The sequence below is a fragment of the Bifidobacterium bombi DSM 19703 genome (assembly GCF_000737845.1).
In the GTDB taxonomy this organism is placed as follows: Bacteria; Actinomycetota; Actinomycetes; order Actinomycetales; family Bifidobacteriaceae; genus Bifidobacterium; species Bifidobacterium bombi.
The window spans coordinates 721,614-743,822 of the sequence record NZ_ATLK01000001.1; the positions used below are offsets into that span (position 1 = coordinate 721,614).

11 protein-coding genes, 4 tRNA genes, 1 pseudogene and 1 CRISPR repeat array (1 of these 17 cut by a window edge) are annotated in these 22,209 nt (G+C 53.2%); of the genes and pseudogenes, 7 read left to right on the plus strand and 9 right to left on the minus strand.

Features of this window, described 5'->3' with window-relative positions; translation table 11 throughout:
- Nucleotides 1–239: 239 nt before the first annotated feature.
- The 6 genes from BBOMB_RS02780 to BBOMB_RS02805 all read right to left on the minus strand — a co-directional run bounded on the left by BBOMB_RS02780 (nucleotide 240) and on the right by BBOMB_RS02805 (nucleotide 4,532).
- A complete protein-coding gene (locus BBOMB_RS02780; RefSeq protein ID WP_044086752.1) occupies nucleotides 240–2,045 on the minus strand; it encodes an ABC transporter ATP-binding protein in 1,806 nt (601 codons plus the stop codon).
- Nucleotides 2,046–2,057: 12 nt separating this feature from the next.
- Nucleotides 2,058–4,016 (minus strand): ABC transporter ATP-binding protein, encoded by a 1,959-nt coding sequence (locus tag BBOMB_RS02785; protein ID WP_161787692.1) that lies wholly within the window; start codon nucleotides 4,014–4,016, stop codon nucleotides 2,058–2,060.
- Between the two features lie 127 nt (nucleotides 4,017–4,143).
- A tRNA-Val gene (locus BBOMB_RS02790) sits at nucleotides 4,144–4,219 on the minus strand.
- Between the two features lie 31 nt (nucleotides 4,220–4,250).
- Nucleotides 4,251–4,322: transfer RNA gene (locus BBOMB_RS02795), tRNA-Val, on the minus strand.
- Between the two features lie 37 nt (nucleotides 4,323–4,359).
- Nucleotides 4,360–4,430 (minus strand) — tRNA-Cys (locus BBOMB_RS02800).
- Between the two features lie 29 nt (nucleotides 4,431–4,459).
- Nucleotides 4,460–4,532 (minus strand) — tRNA-Gly (locus BBOMB_RS02805).
- A gap of 216 nt (nucleotides 4,533–4,748) precedes the next feature.
- Here BBOMB_RS02805 and BBOMB_RS02810 point away from each other — a divergent pair.
- Nucleotides 4,749–5,624 (plus strand): PAC2 family protein, encoded by an 876-nt coding sequence (locus BBOMB_RS02810; RefSeq protein WP_044086754.1) that lies wholly within the window; start codon nucleotides 4,749–4,751, stop codon nucleotides 5,622–5,624.
- Between the two features lie 258 nt (nucleotides 5,625–5,882).
- On the opposite strand, the gene uppP is transcribed toward BBOMB_RS02810, so the two are convergent.
- Nucleotides 5,883–6,770 (minus strand): undecaprenyl-diphosphatase UppP, encoded by an 888-nt coding sequence (uppP, locus tag BBOMB_RS02815; protein ID WP_044086756.1) that lies wholly within the window; start codon nucleotides 6,768–6,770, stop codon nucleotides 5,883–5,885.
- Between the two features lie 378 nt (nucleotides 6,771–7,148).
- Here uppP and BBOMB_RS02820 point away from each other — a divergent pair, with 378 nt between their 5' ends.
- Nucleotides 7,149–7,946, plus strand: coding sequence for a fructosamine kinase family protein (locus tag BBOMB_RS02820; RefSeq protein WP_044086758.1), 798 nt, complete (start codon nucleotides 7,149–7,151; stop codon nucleotides 7,944–7,946).
- A 145-nt stretch (nucleotides 7,947–8,091) separates the two neighbouring features.
- Here BBOMB_RS02820 and dnaJ read toward each other — a convergent pair whose 3' ends face one another.
- Both dnaJ and hrcA read right to left on the minus strand, forming a co-directional pair.
- Complete coding sequence (gene dnaJ, locus BBOMB_RS02825) at nucleotides 8,092–9,228, minus strand: molecular chaperone DnaJ (protein ID WP_044086760.1); 1,137 nt, start codon at nucleotides 9,226–9,228, stop codon at nucleotides 8,092–8,094.
- Nucleotides 9,229–9,441: 213 nt separating this feature from the next.
- Entirely contained in the window at nucleotides 9,442–10,527 is a 1,086-nt protein-coding gene (gene hrcA, locus BBOMB_RS02830; RefSeq protein WP_044086761.1) for a heat-inducible transcriptional repressor HrcA, read from the minus strand.
- Between the two features lie 396 nt (nucleotides 10,528–10,923).
- Here hrcA and tkt point away from each other — a divergent pair.
- The 5 genes and pseudogenes from tkt (at nucleotide 10,924) to cas2 (ending at nucleotide 20,664) form a co-directional block, all read left to right on the plus strand.
- Nucleotides 10,924–13,022, plus strand: a pseudogene (gene tkt / locus BBOMB_RS02835) (transketolase).
- A gap of 118 nt (nucleotides 13,023–13,140) precedes the next feature.
- The gene (tal, locus tag BBOMB_RS02840) at nucleotides 13,141–14,244 is read left to right on the plus strand and encodes a transaldolase (protein ID WP_044086763.1); all 1,104 of its coding nucleotides are present in this window, start codon (nucleotides 13,141–13,143) and stop codon (nucleotides 14,242–14,244) included.
- Nucleotides 14,245–15,556: 1,312 nt separating this feature from the next.
- On the plus strand, nucleotides 15,557–19,276 hold the full coding sequence (cas9, locus tag BBOMB_RS07500; protein ID WP_052377369.1) for a type II CRISPR RNA-guided endonuclease Cas9: 3,720 nt from the start codon (nucleotides 15,557–15,559) through the stop codon (nucleotides 19,274–19,276).
- 160 nt (nucleotides 19,277–19,436) lie between these two features.
- On the plus strand, nucleotides 19,437–20,345 hold the full coding sequence (gene cas1 / locus BBOMB_RS02850; RefSeq protein WP_044086767.1) for a type II CRISPR-associated endonuclease Cas1: 909 nt from the start codon (nucleotides 19,437–19,439) through the stop codon (nucleotides 20,343–20,345).
- Nucleotides 20,335–20,664 carry a CRISPR-associated endonuclease Cas2 gene (cas2, locus tag BBOMB_RS02855; RefSeq protein WP_044086768.1) on the plus strand — a complete coding sequence of 110 codons (330 nt, stop codon included), beginning with the start codon at nucleotides 20,335–20,337 and terminating at the stop codon, nucleotides 20,662–20,664. Before cas1 ends, cas2 begins: the two co-directional genes overlap by 11 nt.
- Nucleotides 20,665–20,714: 50 nt before the next feature.
- Nucleotides 20,715–22,209: direct repeats of the CRISPR family, unit length 37 nt; unit sequence CCAGTATATCAGAGGGGCTTTAGATTGAATTTGAAAC (it continues 102 nt past the right edge of the window).

Genomic DNA, 22,209 nt, shown 5'->3' on the forward strand with positions numbered 1-22,209 from the left:
CCCTGGCCTTTCAGATTCGGTCAGCTATGGTGTCAATGTCAATCTGCCTGCAAAATGGACACCTGAAATTCTTCTATTTAATTAATTTACTTACCCACCATACGGCAAGAGGATGGAATTTCAAGCACTTGCACGGCATATTCCAGAGTTATCAGCGCTCAGCGAAGTCGCGAACCATGCGGATACATGACTGGTGACGACCGAGGGCACGATACGACCAGGGTTTCAAAGGCGACAACTCATGCCTGCGCTCCATTGTCTACGCGGACCATGACATACTGCGATTCGTAGAGTCGGTAATAGGCGCCCTTTTTCTTGAGGAGCTCCTCATGCGACCCATGCTCCACTATCTGTCCGTGGTCGATGTAGAAGATCTCGTCGGCTTTCTCGATGGTGGACAGACGATGTGCGATGATGAAACTCGTGCGTCCGACCAGCAGATGGTTCAGTCCGGCCTGGAGCGCTTCCTCCGTCCTGGTGTCAATGTTGCTGGTGGCTTCGTCCAGAATCAGAATCCTCGGATCGGCGAGCAGCACACGAGCGAATGAGATCAGTTGCCGTTGCCCAGCCGAAAGGGTGGACCCCCGTTCCTCAACTCTCGTGTCGTAGTCATCGGGCAGCTCCATGATGAACTCATCTGCGTGCACCGCCTTGGCGGCAGCCCGTATCTCCTCATCAGTGGCATCCAGACGGCCGTAACGGATGTTTTCCTTGATGTTTCCGGAGAAAATGAATGTGTCTTGCAACATGACACCCATCTGTCTGCGCAGCGATTGCAGCGTCACGTCACGCACATCATACCCGTCAATGGTCACAGACCCTTCGGAGACATCATAGAAGCGTGAAAGTAGGTTGATAATCGTCGTCTTCCCCGCCCCGGTAGGCCCGACAAGGGCTATGGTCTGGCCGGGCTCGACATGGAAGTCCACAAGGTTCAGGATGTTGCGTCCACCCTGTTCGTAGCGGAACACCACATTGTTGAAGTCGACTTTGCCACGGATTTGGGGCAACGTGATCGCGCCCTCCTTATCAGCGATTTCGGGCTTGACATCCAAGGTCTCGAAGATGCGCTCAAGGTACGCCGAACAGGTAATCAGCTGATTATAGAAATTACCGATATTGATGACTGGGTTCCAAAAGTTGTTGGCGTAGCCGACGAAAGCGATGAGGACGCCGGTGGTGACCGAGACGCCGCCGAATCCCATGACTCCCACATAATAGATGAATGCGATTGTGGATGTGGAAATGACCTCGACTCCCGGCCACATGAGACTTTGCAGATGCACGGCGTTCATCCACGAGGTACGCACCGAATCCTGCTGCTCCTGGAACGTCAGGTACTGTTTTTTCTCTTGGGCGAAGGTCTGCGTAGTCTTCACTCCGGCGATCGACTCATGAATGTACGCATTGAGGTTGCTCTGCTTGTTGGAAAGCTTCTGGTAGGCGCGTCGCTGCAGAACCTGGAGTACGCGTACCCAGATGATGAGCAGCGGGAACAGCACCAGGCTCCACAGAGTAAGCCTCCAGTCGATGAAGATCATGACGAACAGCGTGATGATGAATGTGAACACATCAGCAATCACATTGATCAGACCCGACGAAAGCGTATCGGAGAGCGTGTTGACGTAGTTGACCACACGAACCAGAATCTTCCCGTGCGGTCTCGAATCGAAATAACTGAATGGCAGTTTCTGGATGTGGGTGAAGAGGTCTCGACGCATGTCCTTGAGCATCAACTGCCCGACCCGCGTTATCTCAAGGGTGCGGTAACGCAGGCCGAATTCGAATACCACGATGAGAACGGCGAACAATCCGGCGAGACGTTCCAACTGCCAAAGATCCTTGTTCGGAATGGCGGTGTCGATCATGATCTTGGTCAGATACGGCACCGTCACATTGATGCAGCTCATGAAAATGACCACCGCAAGGATGCGGGCCACACGGCCTTTGTATGGTTTGAGATAAGCGGCCACACGAAGGATGTCGCGAAGATTGACCTTCTCTTCGAGTTCCTCGTCCTGCCGATAAGTGTTACGCTGTGCCATGTTTCCCCTCCCTCAGCTCTCGAAGCCTTGGGATTGTCCTGATTGCAACCCCAGTTGTTTGTGGTATATCTCCCAGTACCGCCCGTGCGCCGCGACCAGGGACGCATGGTCGCCGCGTTCCACGATGCGCCCGTGCTCGAGCACAAGAATCAGGTCGGCATCCTTGATTGAAGAGATGCGATGTGCTATCGTCACGATGGTCTTGCGATTCTCCAGGTTCTTGAGATGCTCCTGGATCTCGGCCTCGGTCTCCATGTCAACTGCCGAGGTGGTGTCGTCCATGATCAGGATGGATGGGTCGTCGGCCAATGCACGGGCCAGACTCAAACGCTGCTTCTGACCGCCCGAAAGCCCCACACCACGCTCTCCGACCACGGTGTCATAGCCCTCCGGCATCGCGCGAATGAAATCGTCGGCGCCTGCTATGTCAGCCATATGGCGTATGTACTCGGGATTGGACGAACCTTGGAAATCCCCACCATTGGAATCGGCGGGACCTTGAGAGCTGACGCCGAAGCCGATGTTGTCCCCGATCGTGTCTGAGAACAGGAAGGTGTCCTGAGCCACGATATTGACCTGGCTTCGCAACGTGGACAGAGGCCAGTCGCGTGCGTCGATGCCGTCGATGACAACATGCCCCACAGTGGGGTCGTAGAACCTTGCAATGAGGTTGACCAGCGTGGATTTCCCGGAACCCGTCTCCCCCAGAATACCCAGCTTGGAACCAGCCGGTACGAAAAAGTCGAGATCCTTGAGTATCGGGGTTCCCGGATCATCCGGGAACGCGAAGCTCACATGATCGAAACGGATTTCGCCGCTGATCCGATCGGGATTGGTCTGAGGCCCCGAGCTGACCTGTGCCTGGATCGAGGCTGCCTGCTTGACGGTTTCGACGGCATCAGGTTTCTCGACGATCTTCGAATGCGCACCCAGCAATCGCCGTATCTTGACGCAGCTGGCGTTGAAATGCTCCCAGTCGTTGATCAGCCACCCGGATTGGCGCACCGGCCCGTCGATCATCCATAGGAAACTGTTGAAACTGACGAGATTGCCCAACGTCATGTTCCCCTTGATGACAAGATAACCACCCAGGCCGAGGGTGATCAGCTGCAGCGAGAAGCCGATGCCGTCAAGCCAAGGCATATAGTGTCTGGAGTTGCGGGCCGAATCCATGTTCCTTTCCATGTAATCGGCGTTGCGTTCATCGAATTTACCGGTTTCGTAATCCTCGCGCACGAATGCCTTGACCACACGGTTGCCTTCGATGTTCTCCTCCACCATGGAATTTAAGCTCGCCAAGGAGTTACGTATCGAGTAGAAAATGGGATTGGCGTGCTTGGAGAGCCCTCGAACGAGGAAGAAGAGGAACGGCGTCGTACAGGCCAACGCCAACGCCAGTCTCCAATCGATGGAAAACATGATGATCAGGGATGCCACGAACATGACGGCCGCATCAAGCATCTGATAGGTGACCCAACTGACAAAGTGGCGTATGGCGTCCGAGTCGGAAGTCATACGGCTCATGATATCGCCGTTGCTGGTGTGGTTGAAGAAGGTGAAGTCGAGTTCATGCAGCTTTTCATACTCGTCGCTTACCAAACGGAAGACGGTATTCTGTCCGAAACGTTCCATCCACATCTGATAGCCGTAGCGTGATCCCACGCGCACAACGGTGACGACGATCATCAGCATGCAAAAGTGCGTCAGACGATCGACATGACGCTGCGTGATCACTTGGTCGACAAGCGCTCCGATAAGCAAAGGCACGATCATGGCCATGGTGTCGTTGACGACGAACAGCACGACCGATCCAAAGATCCGCGGCAGGTCGGGCCTGCAATACGGCCAGACCCATTTGAGGTTTCCTGATTTTAGGTTGCGCTTCGGGTCTACATACATGAAGGACTCTCTCAATCTTCTGACGGGTTTCAGCGGCTGTTCCTTGCCGTGGGACGACTGCTCCCTTGGCACGCCATCACCGCCACGCCCAAAGGAATCGAACCCAAGCAATATCAATTCTAGATGAGAAACGCCGGCGTTCAAGCCTACCAAACGGCGTGTTGAAATATGGCTCACTTCATAGCGACACATGCAACCATGGTGGGTGATGCTGGAATCGAACCAGCGACCCCTTCCGTGTGAGGGAAGTGCGCTAACCGCTGCGCTAATCACCCATGCTTCACGTATGCGGAAGACTCCGCTACGTGGGCGATACAAGATTCGAACTTGTGACCCCTTCCGTGTCAGGGAAGTGCGCTACCTCTGCGCCAACCGCCCAGGTCTGTGTGAAGTCAGGTTGTCTCTCCCGGCTTCGAGGTGGGTACGAGAGTCGAACTCGTCTATACGGCTTTGCAGGCCGCTGCCTAACCGATTGGCTAACCCACCGTAAGGTCGTTACAACTCCTCGGACCTAGAGCGGACAACGGGACTCGAACCCGCGCTCTCGACCTTGGCAAGGTCGCGCTTTACCAACTAAGCTATGTCCGCGCTGTCTTGATGATCTCTCACCAGAGCACGAGAGATAACTATATACTCAATCCGGACCATTGCCAAGCCCTGCGTGTCGTTGCGCCCACATGCCTCGACGGGACCGAAGGAAACGCCGCCGGGTCATGCGTTTCAACGACCATCCGGCAATGATGACATCTTCACCAATGGCATAAGGCTTGAATGTCATGCCGCAGCGACAGCTACATTATAAGCATGAGGCAAAAAGAGAAGACCAAGGGAGCGACGCTCATCTGCGCATTCGAAGGATGGAATGACGCAAGCCGGGCCGCGACCAATGTGATCAGACACCTTGTGGACGTATATGATGCACAGGAAATCAGAAGTATCAGTTCCGACAGTTTCTATGACTATCAGGTGTCCAGGCCGATGGTATGCAACGTCACCGGCGTGCCACGAATCATCTGGCCGGAGACCACCTTCTACGACATAGCGATGCCTTCCGGACGCCACCTTTATGCGCAACTCGCTCCTGAACCGAATTACCGATGGATGGAGTATTGCCAAAGGAGCATGCGCATAGCCGAGGAGCTCGATGTCAGCCGCATCATCACTCTAGGCTCCATGTTCGCACAGGTGCCCCATACCCGGCAGCTGCCGCTTGAGGAGACGCATCTTTCCGAGCGGATGAACACGGCTCTCTCAGCTGCCGCAGACGACGCCGACTGCAGTGACGACACGCACGACGGTCCTGCGGGAATCACGACCATTCTGGATATCATGGCAAGCAATGAAGGCCTAGATTCATCGGCCCTATGGGTCTCCGTGCCACAGTACCTGGGAACCGACGAGTGTCCGCAGGGAACGCTGCAGATTCTACGCAGGCTTTCCCTACTTACGGGATTAGCTTTTGACGAAGGCCAGCTTCCCAAGAAATCAGCGATATGGAAAGCCCAGGCATCAATGCTCGTCAGTTGCAACGACGAACTTAAGGACTACGTACACCACATGGAACAGAACTATGATCAGGAGATGCAGATACGCGGGCTTTCCGATGAAATAGGGAAACCGGAGGCCGAACAGCTCATCAAAGAGGCCGAGGAGTTTTTGGACAGGCACAATTCCTTCTGAAGGATACCCGATAGCTCCACGACACTCTGACGAAGGCCGTTCCGTTCACCGGCAAGTCGCACTTTCTGCCATCGATTTATCTGCGGGGCGAAGACATGACGGGAACCGGCGCAATCCTCCTGATTTTCAAGTCCATTCTCAGCACGACCTGAAAACGACTTTAGAAACATTGAACACAAAGTCGGATATGCGAAGCGAACCCCTGTGGGGGGCGCTTCGCATATCCGACCCGAATCATATCGAACTCATCTCCCCTGATTACACCCCCAAGGACAGGGCTGCACTCGGTGCCGCAGGTATGATTCCGGCCAGCAGCAATACCGCCACCAGCACCGCGAGCGCGATGCGGTACACGGCAAAGACCTTATAGGAGAATGTGGAAACGAACTTCAGAAAACCGATAATGACGATGTAGCCCACGAAAAAACTCACCAACGTGGCCGCAATCGTGGCTCCCCATCCAGGAAACATCGGATCGCTCTTATAATCCGTGAACGCCTTGAACGCTTCCAACAAGCCAGAACCGAAGACCGCCGGTATCGCCATGATGAAGCTGACGCGCACCGCAGATTCTCGGGTATAACCCATAGCACGTCCAAAGGTGATTGTGCCGCCTGAACGAGAAACCCCCGGGATGAGGGCCAGCATCTGACCAACCCCGTAGAGAAGCGCCTCCTTGGCGTTCATCTCCTTGATTGTCTTCTTTTGAGGGAAGCGGCTGTCCACCCACCAAAGGATGACGCCGAAAAGCAGCAACACCGTTACAGTGATCCATAGGTTGCGTAAGGTGCTTTCAATGGTGTGCTGGAACAACAGGCCGACGATCAGAATCGGCATGGTACCGATGATGATATACCAACCGAATGTGGCATCCTGGTCACCCCTGCCCAATCGGTCCCTCCAATCGGTGCCGTTATGTCCGAACAGGCAGGAGAACCAATGGGACAGGATACGGATGATGTCGTGCCGGAAATACAGTATAACCGCCAGCTCGGTACCCAACTGGATGATGGCCGTAAACGCTGCGCCAGGATCGTTATGAAGCATCAACTCCCCTACGATGCGGATATGGGCGCTTGACGAGACGGGAAGGTACTCGGTTAGCGCTTGGACAAGCCCGAGGACGATGGCCTGGAAGAAATTCATTGACTCCCCTTTTCTAAAACACTTGCTGACACGAAACAGACCGATCTGCCCACACCGACAACATGCGGGTATTCCGTTGTGGGCTTTTAGAATACTACGGACCGGCAACGTTGCCCAATCAGCGTCGCGGGACTTGCCACGGTGCGTCAGAACGTATACGAACCGCATTGAAAGCATCCGGAACTCGCGCTTGCACATTCCGAGCGATGACAACGGAACCATGCGCGGCTGCGAGGGGCGGGCAACGTCCGTCACCACCTCCACACGCGTGTTCCGGTTTGCTTGTCTGCTGCGGCAAGCACAATGAAGTCCAAGATTAGGACAGTGAGTTCCGCAGCTGAACTGCCTGCCCGTAATGTACGAGGAAGTGAGGGGAAGATGGCAGTATATCGAAAACAGAGGGCGTTCGCCCCAGAAGGTTTTTTCGAATGTGAGGGACGCGGGCTGCAGTGGCTCGGCGAAGCGCAGGCTAACGGCGGGCCCCGCGTTGTGGACGTGTACGAATGGGGAAAGGGATATCTTGACATCGAACGAGTTAATTCCGCTTCACCTACGCCGGCCGCCGCTCGCAATTTCGGAGCGGCGTTGAGCCGCATGCACGACGCCGGTGCCCCGTTCTTCGGTTCGGCGCCCGCAGGATACGACGGGACATGCTATTTCGGTCCTTTGGATGACCCTGTTGCGATGGATACGGGAGAGTGGACCGACCCGGCCGCGTATTACGGGCAAGGAAGGTTGCTGCCCATGGTGAAGCTGGGCATTCAACGCGGAGAACTCGATGACGCCGACCTTGCGATGACCCAGGAAATCGTGGATTCCCTGCCGGAGCTCATCGGCCCTGCCATGAACGACAAACCCGCCCGCGTGCACGGCGATTTATGGAGCGGCAACGTCATGTGGACACAGGAGGGAGAAGATCACGGAACACGCGCCGTTCTCATAGATCCCGCGGCCCACGGAGGACATCGCGAAGAAGATCTGGCCATGCTCCACTTGTTCGGCATGCCCTATCTCGGTGAGATCATGGATGGCTACCAATCGACACACCCGCTCAAGAAGGGGTTCGACCAACGTGTCACACTCTGGCAGCTCTACCCCATCGCCGGTCATTGCGTCTTCTTCGGAGGCGGATATGTAAGCCAGTACCGATCGATGTGCCGCTCCCTGCTTGTCTGACAAAGGCCATACCTCGCCATCCGGCAGGGATCTCCATTCACCGATCAGAATCAACCGACATAAGGATGCGCGAAGGCACTGGCGGACGGCCGGCGCCTAGTCGATGGACACCCCATCGACCCACAAACAAAAACCGTCACAACTTTCAGCTCAAGGCATCCTTGAGCTTGCTGAAGAACCCCTTGCGCGAGTTCGCCGGCTTGGAGGTTTGCCCAACTGATTTGGCGTTGGCATCGTGCAACTGTGAGAACTGACTGATAAGCTCGGTCTCACGCTCGTTGAGCTTCGTGGGAATCTGCACCGTGATATGCGCCACCAGATCGCCACGCTCCTCAGGCTTGCGCAGTTTCGCAACGCCCAGGCCCTTCAGGGAAATCGTGTCTTCAGGCTGGCATCCCTGCGGCACCGTCAATGTTTTGTCGCCGTCGAAGGTGTTGATGTCGAGTTCATGACCAAGCACCGCCCAGCTCATCGGTATCTGGATCCAACAATGAAGGTCGTCCCCTTCACGCGTGAATTGACGGTCATGCTTGATGTGGACATCAACATACAAATCACCGGCCGGACCACCACCCTCGCCGACTTCGCCCTGATTCTGAAGCCTGATGCGCGTTCCGTCCGCAATGCCGGCCGGGATGGCGACTCCGATGGTCCGTGTGATGGACACCCGCCCATGACCTTGGCATTGCGCACAAGGGTTGTCGATGATCGTTCCATGACCTTCACAGCGTTCGCAGGGCGCCGTCGTCATCATCTGCCCGAGCATGGTGCGCACGACCTTCTGTCGTTTACCTGCGCCATGGCAGTCCGGACATGTGACGGGCTGCTTGCCGTCCGCAGTGCCTGAGCCGCCGCACTTGGGGCAGACACCGAAGGTGTTGACCTTGACCTGCTCGGTGCCGCCAAAGACCGCGGTCCTGAGATCTATACCAACGCTGGAAAGTGCGTCGCGTCCGGGCTGTGTTCGTGGGGTGGGACCTGATCCGCCACCGAACGCGTTGCCGAAGAACTGACCGAAGATGTCACCCATATCACCGAAGCCGGAAGCATCGAAGCCCGCAGCGGCATTGGGGTCATTCGGATCGATTCCCTGGTCGAACATCCGCCGTTTGTCTGGATCGCTCAGCACCTCATAGGCGCTGTTGACTTCCTTGAATTTATCCTCGTACTGCGGACCGGCGATGTCGGGATGATATTTACGGCTCATCTTGCGATAGGCCTTTTTGATCTCATCCTCGCTCGCCGATCTGTCAACACCGAGCACTTCGTAGTAATCCGCCACTGCCGTTCCTTGATTCCTTGCAATCGTTTGTCTGTCTGTATATCGAGCATGCGCTGCGGGTCATTCGTCCTTCGCCTCCCCGCATGTGGCGATGGAGTTCGGAGCAACGACCCCGGAAGCAATTGTGCCACAAGGGTTCGTCACCATGCATGGCAACCTCCCGCACTTTGGTTCGAACCTCTTGCAACACATTGACCGTTTGGCCGGAGGAGCTCAAGCATCATCGACTCCCTGATTCGACACGAACCGCGTAAGATAACGGGCCACCGCCCGCACCGCCGTTATAGTGGCGGCGTAATCCATATGCGTCGGCCCGATGGAACCCACGAACGCCACCGGTGTCGAATCCATGTCCCCCATCCGGCTTTCGCCGGTTTCCCGAGATTCGCCGGCACGCCGTCCATACCCGCTCGTGACCACGGAAGCCTTGAGCAATCCCGGCGTATGTGTCTCGGAACCGATGGCCACGTTGACTTCGCTCTGTTCCTCGCTCATGTCACTCATAAGATGGATGAGAACCACCTGTTCCTCAAGAGCATCAAACAACGGACCTAAATCCGCGGACGCGTTGCGGTGCGCCAGCTGCGAAGTGCCAGCCATGTAAAGCTCCTCACCTGCCTCCTCATCGGCTGACATGCTCTCGAGCGTACGGGCGAGCTCGTCAACGAAGACCCTGCCTTGGGAGGTCTGCGAGGCCGAAGCCAGCGATCGGATATGCTCCGCCGATTCGCGAAGGGGCATGCCAAAGCACTGCCTGTTGATCAGCACGCTCAGCTGATTCACTTCATCGGCCGCCGGCATGGAATGGACGTGGAACGTATGCTGTGCCACACTACCTGCGTCCGTGATGACCACTGCGAGGAAAATGGATGAAGCGAGCGGCACTATCTCTATGTGGCGCATCCGCGACCGTGCCAAAGCGGGTGAGGAGACCACAGCGACTTGACCGGTGATGGCGGCCAGGAGACGCGCCGCACGTCGTAGGGCGTCCTGAAGACTGACCGAACGCGAAAGAAACGTAGCAATGCCCGTCCGCTGCGCCCGCGACAACGGAACAAGCCGCGAAAGCTGGTCGACGAAATAGCGGTAGCCGCGGTCGGTGGGAATACGACCCGCCGAAGTGTGGGGTTGTTCGAGGTAACCTTCACTTTCCAGCACCGCCATGTCGTTACGTATCGTCGCGGGGCTGACACCAAAATGGTGCTGTTGCGCCAAGGTCGTGGACCCCACCGGTTCCTGCGAACGTATGTAGTCCTCGACCACGGCGCGCAACACCAGCATGCGTCTCGGCTGACCCATAGGCCTCCTCCCTTCAGCATCAAAACCCCAAGCTCATGGCCATGCACGCTCACAATTCCCATAGCGGCATGCGCACACCGTAGGAATCGGCATCGGTGAACCACATCCAGGCCTGAACCTGAAAACGGAAGAACCGAAGACGAACTTCATAAGCTCATGGTTCTGTATTAGCACTCCTCGGAACCGAGTGCTAATGATGTTCGTCATCAGAGGAGTACAATGTGGAAACCCATATACGCTGTGAGCGTTAACAAAGAGAATGCCTCGCAAACACGCCAATTCCTTGAATATCTCGTCGCCCGTGATAGTTACGATTGATACGTAATGTGAGCGAGCAAGGTTTGGCTCAGCCACTCCTCCGCCACTTCAACAATATTGGAAGGAAAGAAGCAAGTTATGACCGATTTCACCTGGTCGGATTTGGATGAGCGCGCCGTCAAGATGGCGAAGGCCCTCTCTGCGGACGCAGTGGAGAAGGCCGGCAGCGGACACCCCGGTTCCCCGATTTCCTTGGCTCCGATTGCTTACACACTGTATCAGCGTTACATCAAGCACGATCCAAACGACCCCAAATGGGAAGGCCGTGACCGCTTCATTCTCTCCGGCGGGCATGCCTCCCTCACGCAATACGTCCAGCTGTATTTCTCCGGTTATGGCCTGACCATCGACGATCTGAAGTACTTCAGGGGCGGTGCGGACACCCGCACCCCAGGCCATCCTGAAGTGGGCTTGACCCCCGGCATCGAGATGACGACTGGACCCCTTGGGCAAGGTCTTTCCTCCGCTGTCGGCTTCGCTTATGGCCAGCGTTTCGAGCGCGGGCTGCTGGATCCGAACGCCCCTGCGGGCACCTCTCCGTTCGACCACAAGGTATGGGTCATCTGTGGCGAAGGCGACGTCGAGGAAGGCGTCTCCTCGGAAGCCAGCTCTTTGGCCGGCAACCAGCAACTGGGCAACCTGACGGTCATTTTCGACGCGAACCACATCCAAATCGAAGGCGACACCAAACTCACCTTCTCCGAGGACATCCTCAAGCGCTATGAGGCCTACGGGTGGTACACGGACGAAGTGAGCTTCATCCAGCCCGACGGAACGTACAAGGAGGATGTTGCGGCTTTGGCCGCGGCACTCGACAAGGCCGAACAGGTCACCGACCGCCCGAAGTTCATTAAGGTGGACACACTCATCGCATGGCCGACGCCAGGCAAAACCAATGACGAATCCTCGCACGGCTCAGCGCTGGGAGCCGAAGCCGTGGCCGGACTCAAGAAGGAACTCGGCTACGATCCCTCCGTGGACTTCTTTGTCGACGAAGAGGCCTTGGCACATGCTCGCGAGGTGGCCGACCGCGGTCTTGCCGCTCACAAGGAATGGGATGAGCGCTACAATGCTTGGCGCCAAGCCAACCCGGACAAGGCTGCGCTATATGACCGCATCCATGCAGGAAAGCTTCCCGAAGGATTCGACGAGGCCATCGACAAGGCCATCGCCGCATTCAAGGCCGGAGACAAGGTCGCCACCCGCAAGGCTTCTGGCCAAGTTCTCAACGCCATCGCGGAAGTCATGCCGGAACTGTGGGGCGGCTCCGCCGATCTTGGTGGTTCCAACAACACCAATCTCAAGGGGGCGACTTCGTTCGGACCGTCCCATGACGCCACTCGTACATGGCCCGAAAGCAACGAATACGGCCGTCAGCTGCACTTCGGCGTACGCGAATTCGCCATGGGTGCCATTACCAATGGAATCCTGCTCGGCAGCGACACCCGCCCGTTCGGAGGCACTTTCTTCCAGTTCTCCGATTATGAGCGTCCGGCCGTCCGTCTGGCTGCGCTTATGCAGATTCCGAACCTGTACGTATGGAGCCACGACTCCGTCGCTCTGGGCGAGGATGGCCCGACACATCAGCCAATCGAGCATTTGGCTGCCTTCCGCGCCATGCCCGACGTCGAAGTCGTTCGGCCTGCGGATGAGTTCGAGACTGCCGAAGCGTATCGTGCTTTCTTCGAGAAGAAGAACACCTTGCCAACAGCCATGATCCTGACTCGTCAGGGTGTCCCGGCACTAGCTGAGACCGCCGATAAGGCGCGTGAAGGCGTACGCAAGGGTGGTTATGTGCTTGTCGACACCGAAGGCGAGCCCGACGTAATCATCATGGCTTCCGGATCCGAAGTGCAGTGGGCCGTGACTGCGGCGAAGACTTTGGCAGACAAGGGCATCAAGGCTCGCGTGGTCTCCATGGTCTCCATGGAGTGGTTCGAGGAGCAGGATGCGGACTATCGCGAATCCGTCCTCCCTGCTTCCGTCAAAGCCCGCGTCTCCGTGGAAGCCGGTATCGCGATGCTTGGTACAAGTACCTCGGCAGCTGCGGCAAGCCCGTATCCATCGAGACCTTTGGTCTCCAAGGCGACGGCGCACAGAACATGGTTGACCTCGGCATCACCGCGGAACACGTGGTTGAAGCCGCCGAAGCTTCCATCACCGAAGCGAAGGCCTGAGACTCATGGTGGATGCTTTAGCTGGCATCCACCCATCACCAACGGCGGTGATATGGAACGGATCACCGCCGATCGAAATTAAGATGTATTCCAAAGACTGGAATAAAGGAGAATAAATATGACTGCTGCTACACAGCGCACAAGTGATTCAGGTGTTTCGATCTGGCTGGACGATCTGAGCCGTACCCGTATTGAGTCGGGCTCGCTTCAAGAGCTCATCAAAGACAAGAACGTAGTTGGCGTGACCACCAATCCGTCCATTTTCCAGAAGGCCTTGAGCCAAGTCGGTCCTTACGACGCACAGCTTAAAGAACTTGGCCGCGTGGACGTGGAAACCGCGGTCCGCGAGCTGACCACTACGGACGTGCGCAATGCCACGGATATCTTCAAGGAAGTAGCCGAAAAGAGCGATTACGTTAACGGTCGCGTTTCCATCGAGGTCGACCCCCGCCTGGCTCACGACACAGCCAACACCGAGAAGCAAGCCGAAGAGCTTTGGGCCAAAGTGAACCGCCCCAATGCCATGATCAAGATTCCGGCAACGCTCGAGGGACTGCCGGCCATTACCGCTACCCTCTCCAAAGGCATTTCCGTAAACGTAACACTCATCTTCTCTCTAGAGCGTTACGAGCAGGTCATCGATGCCTACATCGAGGGCATGGTCCAGGCCGATAAGAACGGTCACGATCTGAGCAAGATGGCTTCCGTGGCGTCCTTCTTCGTCTCCCGCGTGGATACGGCCGTCGACAAACTGCTGGAAGCCAATGGCTCCGCTGAAGCGAAGGCTCTTGAAGGCAAGGCCGCTGTAGCCAATGCCCGTCTGGCATATCAGCTCTTCGAAAAGAAGTTCGCATCCGATCCTCGCTGGGCTGACCTTGAAGCCAAGGGTGCCAAGAGGCAGCGTCCTCTGTGGGCTTCCACTGGCACCAAGAACGCCGCATACTCCGATTGCAAGTATGTTGACGAGCTCGTAGCTCCCGATGTTGTCAACACCATGCCTGAGAAGACGCTTGATGCCCTTGCCGACCACGGCGACGGCAAGCCGAGCATCCAGGGTACGTATGAGGAAAGCCAAGCCGTGATGGACAAGCTCGCCGACCTTGGCATCAACATCAAGGATGTTACCGACAAGCTCGAGGCCGATGGCGTAGCTGCGTTCATCAAGTCCTGGGACTCGGTGCTTTCCGACACGCAGGCCGGCATCGACCGCGTGAACGGCTGAGCAAACACTTAGAGGTTTTTGGATGACGTTTGTTCCCTAAATATCATTCAAAACCGACTTAGTGGAACTGGCTTAGTGGAGCAGATTCCATCGCAACGCCCTCCAGAGCATATCAGGCATCGCAAACGAAAGAATGGCGAATACTTGAAATTGGCTTTGGAGGGCGTTTTCTATCCAAGAACGCGATTCTATCCAAAATACGAGTGATAAGTCTCAGCTCCTGCGATTCCCGAGGATATCACGGATACGGATTGAAGTATGATGAGGAGCCGTCGCACTGGCTCGATCGGGTCATCAATGACGCGGTACGAAATTGAACCGCTAGATTCGGTCATTCACAGACTCGGTGTGAAATTGACCGACCACTTTACGTGGATTCAGCATCAGCAATGCTCCGAAGCAACGATTCAGTGTGGAATCACAATTGTCTGAATAGTGCCCATAACCGACCGGATACCGAACCTCTCCCAAGGCGGTTACTCGCTTTGACAGTTGATAATTCCTGGCATGCTCTAGAGCTTGGAATTGAATCTGAAGCGCCAACCTGAGTATTGACATATGGAACGCAATGACTTGACCGCAATGACTTGCTACCCAGCTTACCGTCTGTCAACGGTTTGGCATCGACGGACGTATTGACCGTATTGACTGAAAAGAATTACTACGGCCGAATCGCTCGGGATGCTGCGCAAACGTCTGCAATTATGCGCTATACAATCGTCAGATTAGCTTCGTTGATCTGGCTACTTGACATCACCTATTTTTTTTGTATGCTTAGAACAATACGGATTTGTCAATAGGCATTTGCCCATCAAGATGCCGACACTGTATAGAAGGTATGCGGTATCCGATGACAGGCTATGGTATGAATATTCGGATGCCAGCATTGATGGTAAATGGTTTTTAAAGGAGGCAGCAGTGAGTCCTTGGTATTTTATCATCTTGTTTGTCATCCTTCGCGCACTGCATAGATTACAGAAGTGATCAGGTCAAGGACTTTGCCTTTTGCTACCTCGGCATAAACTACCCATTGCCGAGATTATTCCATTTTAAGCATTCAACTTGCTATCCATCTGTCTTGACCTGTAGATCATTTGTCATTATCGTCACAGGACGATCTTCTTCACCGATTTTCCCCTTTTGCCTAATTAAAAATATGTGCTATACTTATTATTGAATTTGAAATAAGGCTGTTCCTTCGTTAGTTCAGTCGATTGCTCCTCCGGTATTGCTTTTGCATGCCGGAGTTTTTTATTCCATAATATGAATTATAATTATCATAAATGTCATATTCGTTTATGGAAGGATTGTTATGTCTCAGCACAGGCGCTATCGAATCGGCATCGATGTAGGATTGAATTCCGTTGGTTTGGCGGCCGTCGAGATTGATGCCAATCACGATAATCCATTGGATGAGATTCCTATCAGCATTCTGAATGCGCAGTCAGTGATCCATGATGGAGGGGTGGATCCAGATGAGGCAAAAAGCGCTACATCGCGGAGAGCAAGCGCAGGAGTCGCGCGTCGAACCCGAAGGTTGCATAAAAGCAAACGTCAACGTCTCGCAAAACTCGACGAAGTCCTGAACGAACTCGGATACCCTGTCGAAGACGAGTCGCAATTCCCTGCCGGATCAAACCCCTACATCGCTTGGCAGGTGCGTGCGAAGCTCGCGGAGACATTCATTCCCGATGTTGAAACTCGCAAAAGGATGATATCCATCGCAATACGCCATATCGCCCGACATCGTGGTTGGCGAAACCCGTACAGCTCAGTAGCCGATGCGGAACGTATGTCACATACTCCCTCACCGTTCATGGTCGAGTATGCCAAAAAACTTGATTTCGAAATAAATGACAGAAGAACCAATGGCTTTTACCATTCTCCTTGGCAAAGTGTGGATGAGGAAGGCAAAAGGCTATCCAAATCAGAATTGGAAAAACAACCAAAAATCGAAGATTGGAACGACAATCCAATCAATGGAAAGACCATAGCCCAATTGGTCGTCTCTTCGCTAGAACCGCAAACCAAGATACGCAGGGACCTGACACACGGACTTCAAACTGAATCGACGTTGAATATTCAGACCGAGAAACTGCATCAGTCAGACTATATTCACGAATTAGAGACCATTTTCGAGCGCCAGCACGTTGATCAGACGACGCAAGAACAATTACTGGAGGCCACTTTCCATACCAAAAATCCAAAGGCAGTTGGAGCTGCTGCAAAATTGGTAGGAAAAGATGCCCTTGACTCTCGGTACTATCGAGCCAGTCGAGCAACTCCCGCTTTCGAGGAATACCGGGTCATGGCTGCCATCGACACCTTAAGAATACGTGAACATGGAACAGAACGTCAACTCACAACAGACGAACGCCGAAAACTGTTTGACTTCATCAAGGGACTGCCTTCCAAAAAAACGAAGAACGAACCTTCAATTAGCTCTCTTACTTGGGGTGATGTTGCTGACTTTCTCGGAATACAACGAATCGACTTGCGCGGGTTAGGCTCTCTTAAAGACGGAGAACCGGTGTCGGCAAAACAGCCGCCAGTCATCGAAACCAACGACATCATGCAGAAGGCCCCTGACCCTATTGCAGCTTGGTGGTCACAGGCGAACACTAAAGAACGAGACCGTTTCGTCGAGTTCATGTCAAACGCGGGCGCAATAAAAGATACATCAGATGAAGTTCGTAACATCGATGCGGAGATTTCACAACTGTTGGAAGAACTAACGGGCTCAGAGCTCGAATCCCTCGACAAGATTACCCTTACTTCAGGAAGAGCAGCATACAGCTCTCAGACGTTACGCAACATCACCAACTACATGTACGAAACCGGCTGTGATTTAACAACCGCACGCCAAGAGCTCTATCATGTCGGCAAGAACTGGGCTCCCCCAGCTCCCCCAATCTATGAGCATACCGGCAATCCATCGGTTGACAGAACGTTCAGCATCATTCATCGCTGGCTATGCAATATGAGAGACCAGTATGGTGAACCAGAAACCGTGAACATCGAGTATGTTCGAGATGGTTTCTCCAGCACGTCCACACAGCTGGCTGAACAGAGGGAACGCGATAGGAGGTATGCCGATAACCTTAAGATGTTGTCTAACTACGAAGGAGCAAGTTCACGCTCAGACGTCCGCCGCATCAAGGCACTTCAACGCCAGAATTGCCAATGCATTTATTGCGGACGTACCATAACGTTCGAGACCTGCCAAATGGATCACGTATTGCCCAGAAAGGGCCCTGGATCCGATTCCAAGTTCGAAAATCTAGTTGCCACATGCGGCGAATGCAATAAAAGCAAAAGCGATACCCTCTACATGAATTGGGCGAAAACGTACCCAAATACTAATTTGCAAGACGTCCTGAGACGAATTCAGGAGTGGAGCAAAGATGGTTGGATGACCGACAAGCGCTGGAGACAATATAAGGAAGCGCTGATTCTGAGATTGGAAGCAACGGAGAAGCAAGAGCCACTGGACAACAGATCCATGGAATCCGTCTCATACATGGCAAGGGAACTGCGCAATCGCATTTACGGTTTCTACGGTTGGCACGATCAAGATGACGCACTCAAACAAGGCAGGCAACGGGTATTCGTTTCATCAGGCTCGATGACCGCAGCCGCACGAAGAACGCCATTTGAAAGCCCTCTGATCAAAGGCGCAGACGAAGAGACGTATGAATCATCATTGCCCTGGCTTGACGGTATGAAGGGCAAGACCCGTCTCGATAGGCGTCATCATGCCGTCGATGCGAGCATCATCGCGATGATGCGCCCTCAGATTGTAAAAATACTGACAGAAGCACAGGAGATTCGTTCTGAGCAGCACGACAAGTACAGGAAAGGTCAGACGCCGGACTACGTGTGCAAGCGTCGCGATTATTGGCGCAATTGGAGAGGCACGCCAGACACGAGAGACGAAGAGGTCTTCAACTATTGGGCTGGCGAGCAGCTAAGAACGCTTACGGATCTTGTGAGCCAGAAAATGGCGGATGATGAAATACCCGTCATCTATCCAACAAGGCTCCGACTGGGCAATGGAAGCGCACACAAAGATACCGTCGTCTCCATGATGACAAGAAAGGTCGGAGACGAATTAAGCATCACGGCCATTAATAAAGCCGAATCCGGTGCGTTGTACACCGCGCTGACACGGGATTCTGATTTCGATTGGAAGACGGGTTTGTCGGCAAACCCGAACCGTCGCATCAGAGTTCACGATAAGTGGTTTGAAGCTGATGACACCATCAAGTTCCTGGAACCGGCTGTTGAAGTGGTGCTCAAGAATAACACGAGAGCCAGAATCGACCCGGAAGCGCTTGATAAAGTTCACAGTACGCTTTATGTTCCAGTCCGCGGTGGCATCGCAGAGGCAGGAAATTCAATTCACCATGTACGCTTCTATAAAATTCCAAAATTGAATTCTAAAGGCAAACAAACAGGTAGCATTTATGCCATGCTTAGGGTGCTGACCATCGATCTTGCTATGAACCAGTACGATAAAGAAACCGGCAAAAAACAAGATCTATTCACACTTCCACTCCCGGAATCCTCATTAAGCAGAAGATTCAGCGAGCCGAAGCTACGTCAGGCGTTGATTGACGGCACTGCCGAATACTTGGGTTGGGCTGTTGTGGATGATGAACTTGAAATCCCTGCATTCGCAAACGCCAGGATAACCGAAGAACAGGCCATTAACGGCAGCTTCACAGATAGGTTGCTCCATTCCTTCCCAGGAACCCATAAGTTCAGATTCGCTGGGTTCAGTCGAAACACAGAAATAGCAATCAGACCGGTTCAGCTGGCATCAGAAGGATTAATCGAAACAGACGAAAACCGCAAAAGGCAACAACTACGACTCACTCAACCCAATACAGAATATAGCAACAGTATTAAAAATGTCCTAAAGAGTGGCTTACACTTGAAAGTCAACACGTTATTCCAAACCGGGATTCTCGTTACCCGTGCCAACTCTCAGGGTAAGCAAAGTATTCGATTCTCAACAGTAGAAGAATAAAATACAAAGACATTACAGTTAAGCCGTTTCAAATCACATTCATGTAGTTTGAAACGGCTTAACTGCGTAAAAGCAGATTTGCATTTCATTAATTGTCTTGTTATATTTACATTACAAGGAGTGATAATTTATCTATAAGGATCCTTCCAGGAGGGTCAATATGTACGCAACTCAGTGGAGAGTCATCGACTGCACGGAGTCAAATGGCTCAATTCGCATCAAACGTGGGAATCTTGTAATCAGCACGGAAAACGTGGACTCAACCTTGATTCCTTTTTCCGACTGCGATCTATTGTTCGTAGGGCCGAACATGTCGGTCGGCGCCTCTGTAATACAACAATGCGCAAGATACGATGTCTCGTTGTTGCTATGCGACTGGCGCGGCATACCTGTAGCCGGGCTTTATCCTTGGGAAAACCAGCACAATCGTATCGGTGCCCGTCAAAGCGCTCAGGCCAACATCTCCGAACCAAAACGAAAGAACGCCTGGGGCCGCATCGTAAAGTCGAAGATATTCGGGCAGGCTCAGACATTGAAACGTTATGATGCGTCTGCAGCGCGTTTCCTTACGGAATTGTCAAAACACGTTGCCAGCGGAGACCCGCAGAACTGTGAAGCCCAGGCGGCCAGAGTATATTGGAGTAGCCTACCTAACGGAAAAGGGTTTCACCGAATACCTGGCAATGGAGACACCCGCAACGGCCAATACGACTATGCATACACGATTTTACGAGGCCGAACAATCCGTGCTGTTCTCGGGGCAGGACTGTGTACCTCCTTAGGTTTCTTTCATAGGAACCATAGCAATTTCTTCGCACTCGCCGATGACATTATCGAGCCATTCCGACCTGCCGTTGATTCGGCCGTACTGACACTCACGCATGATCAACCTTTGGACGCTAAAACCAAAGCGATGCTTGTAAAAGCGTCAAATCGTGTCTTTGATGAGGAGGGTGAGACAATACCGACCGTGATGAACCGATTTGCGCAACAAATAGGAAGATACTGCGAAGGAGACATCGATAGGCTCAATGTTCCAAAATGGAAGGCTTTGGACGATGAGATTTGACGAGGAGGATCAAGTGTGGTGTGTAGTCATGTTCGATTTACCTACCAACACCAAGGATCAACGCCGCGCCGCAAGCCTGTTCCGCAATAAGCTGCTTGATGCAGGATATTCCATGATTCAATTTTCCGTCTATGCGAAGTACTCCCCTACCCTGGCCAACAACAGGCAGACCGTTCAGTTCGTAAAAAAGGAGCTTCCAGACTATGGCGAGGTCAGAATCCTACACATCACCGATAGGCAGTGGTCAATGATGCAACGATTTTACGGACGAACCCCGAAAAAGACTGAGCAAAAGCCAGAAGAGCTCGCGCTTTTTTGAACGCAATTGCGCCCTTTATCGTTGAAATAAAGCCCCTTTGATGCTGTACTCCAGTATATCAGAGGGGCTTTAGATTGAATTTGAAACAACCTATCGTATTGCATCAAACTATTATCCAGTATATCAGAGGGGCTTTAGATTGAATTTGAAACATACGCAACAAGCTGTGAGTGGTTGTTACCAGTATATCAGAGGGGCTTTAGATTGAATTTGAAACCCGGCCGACGCCCACGTGCCCGGCATGACCAGTATATCAGAGGGGCTTTAGATTGAATTTGAAACTTGTTTACTGCATCAGCTGGCGCACGCGCCAGTATATCAGAGGGGCTTTAGATTGAATTTGAAACAGACCTCGGAAACGGTTGGACCGTTCGCCCAGTATATCAGAGGGGCTTTAGATTGAATTTGAAACCGAGCCCTTTGAGTTTGGCTTGTGCGTTCCAGTATATCAGAGGGGCTTTAGATTGAATTTGAAACAGTTCGAAGATGGAATTTCCGGAGTCTTCCAGTATATCAGAGGGGCTTTAGATTGAATTTGAAACCCAGGCAGAAGCATGGTTCCCTCAGGAACCAGTATATCAGAGGGGCTTTAGATTGAATTTGAAACCCTGGGCACTTCAGGCGGCGGCAAGTCGCCAGTATATCAGAGGGGCTTTAGATTGAATTTGAAACCAGGAAAATCCAGTGTGACCGGCATCTCCCAGTATATCAGAGGGGCTTTAGATTGAATTTGAAACCAAGCTCCGCGTAGTAGTCGATGTCCTCCCAGTATATCAGAGGGGCTTTAGATTGAATTTGAAACCAGCGCACCCTGACGACCAATGCGGCCACCAGTATATCAGAGGGGCTTTAGATTGAATTTGAAACCCCTGCGGCTGCGCGATCCGATAGCGCGCCAGTATATCAGAGGGGCTTTAGATTGAATTTGAAACCGCGAGTTCGGTTATCTTGGACACAAGTCCAGTATATCAGAGGGGCTTTAGATTGAATTTGAAACCATCGGAATTTGATGGTGCCGCCGATGGCCAGTATATCAGAGGGGCTTTAGATTGAATTTGAAACTGACACGTGGGATGAGCTCACCACAGGACCAGTATATCAGAGGGGCTTTAGATTGAATTTGAAACCCCACGACCAGGCTCTTGTAACTCCGGTCCAGTATATCAGAGGGGCTTTAGATTGAATTTGAAACATCATCAGCGCGCGCCCGCGAGGGATGCCCAGTATATCAGAGGGGCTTTAGATTGAATTTGAAACCACAGTATCCGCTCCTGCAACAGGCCATCCAGTATATCAGAGGGGCTTTAGATTGAATTTGAAACGTTGAAAGACGAGCATGACCAGGGCGAACCAGTATATCAGAGGGGCTTTAGATTGAATTTGAAACACCTCACGGTGTAGCCACACGTTGCCGTCCAGTATATCAGAGGGGCTTTAGATTGAATTTGAAACCGTAGGGTGGCCTGATTGGCGGTGCGGTCCAGTATATCAGAGGGGCTTTAGATTGAATTTGAAACTAACGGTCTGTTGCATGTGAGGCTCGCA